This window comes from [Lactobacillus] timonensis, assembly GCF_900240275.1.
GTDB lineage: Bacteria > Bacillota > Bacilli > Lactobacillales > Lactobacillaceae > Limosilactobacillus > Limosilactobacillus timonensis.
Genome location: NZ_LT964774.1, coordinates 1 through 1,271, shown reverse-complemented (window position 1 = coordinate 1,271; position 1,271 = coordinate 1). Strand labels below are relative to the sequence as shown.

Sequence of the window (1,271 nt, the reverse complement as noted above, 5' to 3'; positions counted from 1 at the left end):
TAATGAATAGTCATGACTTTTGTTCAAGTAGTCTTGAACTGCTCTAACTTTAAATTGATATGAATATTTAGACATAAAAATACCCCAGAATTGTTAGATTCGTGTCTAACAATTCTAGGGCACTTCATTTTTTGGCTGGCGGTTTTGTTTTATTTGATTGAATGATTAATCTTCAGTGGCCTTGTTGTTAAGTCGACTACGGATTGCACCGATGATCGCGGGGATTAATGAAATACCAATGATAGCGATAATAATTACGGAAAAATGCTCCTGAACAAATGGCATATTTCCAAAGAAGTAGCCACATGAGCAGCAAAGAGCAACCCATAAAGTACAGCCAATCAAGCTAAAACGGATGAAGTGGCTGTATGGAAAACCAGAACCTGCAGAAGCAAATGGTGCAAAGGTTCTAATGATGGGCATAAAACGGGCGAGGATAATTGCGGAAGCTCCGTGTCGTTCGAAGAAACGTTCCGTTTTTTCTAAGCTTTTTTTATCAATAAGTTTACCAAAGAGGGAGTGATTAGAGAGGTTTTTACCAATTTTGTGGCCAATGATAAAGTTTAGTGAGTCACCAGTAACACAAGCAACAAAGAAAAGGACAACGAATAGCCAAATGTTAAGGTGGTAGCGACTATCTGCAGCAAGAGCACTAGCTGCAAAAAGGAGTGAGTCGCCTGGAAGGAAAGGCAGAATTACTGCGCCAGTTTCAATAAAGATAATCGCGAATAAAATTAAGTATGTAAAGTCGCCATACTGGTTGACGATAGCAATTAAATGCTTGTCAATATGAAGAATGAAATCAATTAAAGTAGCCAAGATGAACTCCTTATATATTGTATTGTTGTTAGTTAACAAGGATGATTTTATCAACTTGCTAAGGCTTTGCCAAGTTGTGTTCAATAGCTTTAGGATTCTTTCAAAAAGTAGTGGGTTCAAGGCTTTTGATTGGCTATCAAAAAAAGGTCAAAAAAATTCGGACTTTTTATTGACAATATGCTGAATTAACAGTATAGTTAATAACCGTTGTCAGGGAGTTGTTAATCATCTTCCTTCACAACTGACAATCGTCAAAGAGTTAAAAAAGTTCTTGACTTTCTCTTAGACATTTGTTAACATTATAAACGCTGTTGCAACGTTGCAACAGCAAGGTAGACCTTTGAAAACTGAACAAAGTTTCGACGAACACAAATGTGCAGGGTCCTTGATCTTATGATCGAGGCAAAACATTTGCGAAGTCAATTCGCTTAACTAATAATTTGAGAGCTATT

Annotated in this window: 1 protein-coding gene; it reads right to left on the bottom strand. The window is 36.8% G+C overall.

What is annotated here, in order from left to right; translation table 11 throughout:
- Positions 1-165: 165 nt before the first annotated feature.
- Positions 166-819, bottom strand: a complete 654-nt coding sequence (locus C1710_RS08110) for a VTT domain-containing protein (RefSeq protein WP_102281915.1) — start codon at positions 817-819, stop codon at positions 166-168.
- Between the last annotated feature and the right edge of the window lie 452 nt (positions 820-1,271).